This is a genomic window from Aporhodopirellula sallentina SM41 (genome assembly GCF_000346505.1).
GTDB classification, from domain to species: domain Bacteria; phylum Planctomycetota; class Planctomycetia; order Pirellulales; family Pirellulaceae; genus Rhodopirellula; species Rhodopirellula sallentina.
In genome coordinates, this window is sequence record NZ_ANOH01000476.1 from 1 (window position 1) to 3,468 (window position 3,468).

Sequence of the window (3,468 nt, forward strand, 5' to 3'; positions counted from 1 at the left end):
CATAGGGTGGGCCTCAATGTGACTTCCCCGGTCAATCCGCGGACCTGCACCCGGACCGCGATTTCGGCTGCGGCGGATTCGCCCGACCGTTCATCGGCGGCGTTGCCGAGCGTGATGATCGCGTTGCTCGTATATCCGTTGGGGTAGAAATAGACGACCGGCAACGTCCCCGTCGTTGAACTGCCGTCATCGGTATTGGTAACTGCGGCGGCCGTTGCGGTGAGGCTCGCTGACTCGACCGAAGACGATCCGCCGACCGGCGACGTCACGACGCTGCGGACAACGATTCCCTCAGGCAGTTCGATCTTCCAACTTTCTTGCGTTGTGTCGCCCGTCGGTGCGAGGGTCCCCATCACCTGATCGGCGCCGGTCAGCAGGGACGAAACCGTGCCGGTGGAATCGCTCGTTTGGGTCGAATCGCTCGCCGACGACATCGGGACGACGTGAATTTCGCCGGACTCGGGGTTCGATTGCAGCGTCATGATGCGGCCTTCGCGGATCGCGTAGACCCGCAATCGCGTCAGTTCGGCACGCAGTTGATCGCCCGAGCGAACCAATTCCCGGTCGCTCAACATTCCCGCGGCGATCGGGATCACGAGCGAGGCGGCGACCGCAAAGATAGACAGCGCCAATAGCAGTTCGAGCAGCGTGAATCCGAACGCGGGTCGCTGCTCGCCCTGCGGTTGTGCATGCCTCATGTCGCCGTTCTCGTCACGCGTGATACCTATCGGCCTTCGACAATAATGTCGTCTTCAGTGTTCATTTGGCCGTCGAGTCCGGCGCTGCGGATTTCGAATTGGTTGCCCTTGGTGCTGAAGTCGAACTCGTTACCCCATGCGTCGACAGGCACGGTCTCGATGATCGAATCGACCCACTGTGCCTTCTTGGCAGCGTCGCTCGGTCCATCGCGGAGTTGCTCGAGGGCGTCCGGCAGCGAGTTGGTTTTGAGTTTGTAATAGACAACGTTGCTCTTGAGCGAGTTGAGCTGGGCTTGGGTCGCGTTGATATCCGCGTCCGATTTCGCACCCAGGATGTTCGTGCCGACGATGCCGCCGATGACGACCAAAATAGCGAGCACGAGCAGCAATTCGAGCAACGTGAAACCACCGCGACGGGCTGGCCGACGTGCGGTGCGATCCAAGCGTGCAGGACGGAAACGGGAGGGAACGCGTTTGAAAGAGCGGCGAGACATGGTTCGTGAAAGTCTTTGGGGGAGGGAAAGGTCGAGGAAGGCTGCCAAAAGGCGGGGGGGCCAGCAGACACGACACCGGTCGCGTCTGCAAGTCGTCCCCATTGTGCAATGGAACCCCAGAATCGCAAGTAAGTTCCGCTCGGATCGAGCGGAGATGCGGCCGAAATCAGACCGTTTCGTGTCCGTCTGATTCGATCCAACCGTGGATTCCAACCGGCTGTAACTTCAAGGCCCTATTCCCCACCATCCAAGGCGCGGGCATCGGTACTGGGCGATCATCGGCACTGGGCGACCATCGGCACTGGGCGACGACCGCAGCCACGAATCTACCGCTCGACGGCGCCCCGTGTTTCTAAGGCATCCGGTGTTCCCGTTCATCCAGTGGTGCGTCACGGTCAAGAAGTGAGGGTTCAAGGGCGCAGCGAAAGTCGCCATGACTTTTGGTGATTCACGAGCACTCCCGAAACTCTTGGCGAGTGTCGCAACCCGAAAACGAGGCTTGGACGCACCACTCGTGTTTTCTTACGGCATCCGCGTGGGGGGGCAGTTCGCGCGCGGTTCGCATGACAGGCGGGGAGGTGCCGGTCTCCCGAATGGAGGGTGGTCGACCTGAGGAAGCATCGCGGAAGCTCTACAGATTTCCGGGCGTCGTTCTGGACTCGCGAGCAATCAAAGCGGACGGGGAGGTCGTTCGCACGGAACAAATGAACCGTTAAGGTTGTCCAAGCCACGCATCCTTCCTGCTGTGAAATAAAAGTTCCACGAAATCAAGGCGCCAGCGAAGTTTTCGGCGGAATTTAGTCAGATGCAGGGCACGAAGGGTTTTGCCGCTAATTATTCTTATGAGGACTGGGCGGAGTGTAGGGCCTGTGCTGGTTGTAAAGGCATTCATTCCTCCCGAATTTCGCCATTATCGCGTCTCAATTGAACAGTCATTTCTGAAGAAATCGTGTTTTCTTCAGCTTTGACGGTGCTGTTGCGTTCACTTATCCCCCGTTTTGAGTTGATCATGTCACGTCGTTCAGGCACTCTTCGCCCAAGATTTTCCCGCACGGACGCCCGCAAAACAAAGCGACCCGCCGCGAACTCGCAACAATTCAAACGTCGACTCAATCACGAAACTCTCGAAAAGCGGGAGCTGCTCGCCGCCGACCTTTTGGCCATTCGGCCCGATGCGGGAGAGTTGTTGCGTGAACAATCGGTCCTGAACTCGCCTCCACGTGAGTTCAGCCTTCTGTTCAACGGCGACGCGAGTATTGACGAGAGCACGATCTCGTCGGACTCCATTCGTTTGGTGCGGGCTGGGGGCGACGGCGTATTCGGTGACGCCAACGACGTTCAGGTTTCGATCGGGTATGTCGGATTCGTGGATCCCGGCGGAACCGACCCGGAAAACTTGAACCGGATCATGCTCCGTCCGGCGAGCACCGCGGCGCACAACGCGACCGATCCGTCGGTTGCTTTCCCGGATGACCTTTATCGGATCGAGATCATTGGCAGCGGTGCCGATCCTCTGATGGATTCCGACGGCAGTGCGTTCAACGGCGGACAGGACTCCTTGACCACGTTCCGGCTCGACCGAGGTTTGCAGGTCATTGCCGTCATTCCGCAACCGATCGAACGGGTGGGCGGTGTTTTGCAGGTCCAGGACAAACGGATCGATGTTTACTTTGACGATCAAGAGATTGAGAAGTCGGTTGCTGAGACCAAAGAGTTCTATCGTTTGGTCGATACGACCGGCGCGCCCACCGCGGCAGTGAACCCGGACATGGTCGAGTACTTCCCCGATGAGAACCGGGTGCAGCTCAATTTTGCCGCCGCATTCTCAACGGCAACGTACCGACTCGATATCGGATTGAAGTCGGCGCTGCCGGGATCCGCCGTGCCGACCGACCAGCCGTTTGCGGGAGAGATCGGAACTTGGTTTGGTGATCTTCTCAACGTCGGCGACGCTGGGAACTTTGGCGATATTGGATCCGGAACGGCGGTGAAGGTCAGTTCGGAGATCTCCCCTGCCGGTGCGGTTGCCTTGCCTGCTAGCCCGGGCGGTACGGACGAGCCAGGGCACCGAGAAATCCAACTCGAGAATCACTACACATTGCCCAATACAGGTGTCGATCCTGTCACGCCGGATGACATCAAGGTGGTTCGCTATGCGTTCCCTGTGAACTTCCGTCCGAACGATGCCGGGATCGTTTACCAGAACTTCATCTCGCCTTCGGAAAAGGAAATCGTCCGCGGCATCTTGGAGATCTACGCGGCCGAAGTCGGCGTCG

3 protein-coding genes are annotated in these 3,468 nt (G+C 58.8%); 1 reads left to right on the forward strand and 2 read right to left on the reverse strand.

What is annotated here, in order from left to right; translation table 11 throughout:
• Together RSSM_RS30625 and RSSM_RS30630 are read right to left on the reverse strand one after the other, a co-directional pair.
• The coding region (locus RSSM_RS30625) for a prepilin-type N-terminal cleavage/methylation domain-containing protein (RefSeq protein ID WP_008689181.1) at positions 1 to 698 on the reverse strand (698 nt) is incomplete at its 3' end.
• Between the two features lie 26 nt (positions 699 to 724).
• Entirely contained in the window at positions 725 to 1,192 is a 468-nt protein-coding gene (locus RSSM_RS30630; protein ID WP_008689182.1) for a type II secretion system protein GspG, read from the reverse strand.
• 1,009 nt (positions 1,193 to 2,201) lie between these two features.
• Between RSSM_RS30630 and RSSM_RS30640 the strand changes: the two genes are divergently transcribed.
• Positions 2,202 to 3,468 (forward strand): hypothetical protein (locus RSSM_RS30640; protein ID WP_044304098.1); only part of this gene is annotated, 1,267 nt, incomplete at its 3' end.

What these genes read in the sequence shown, in the direction of transcription:
- RSSM_RS30630 (WP_008689182.1), bottom strand. Translation starts at nt 1,192, where the DNA reads ATGTCTCGCCGCTCTTTCAAACGCGTTCCCTCCCGTTTCCGTCCTGCA.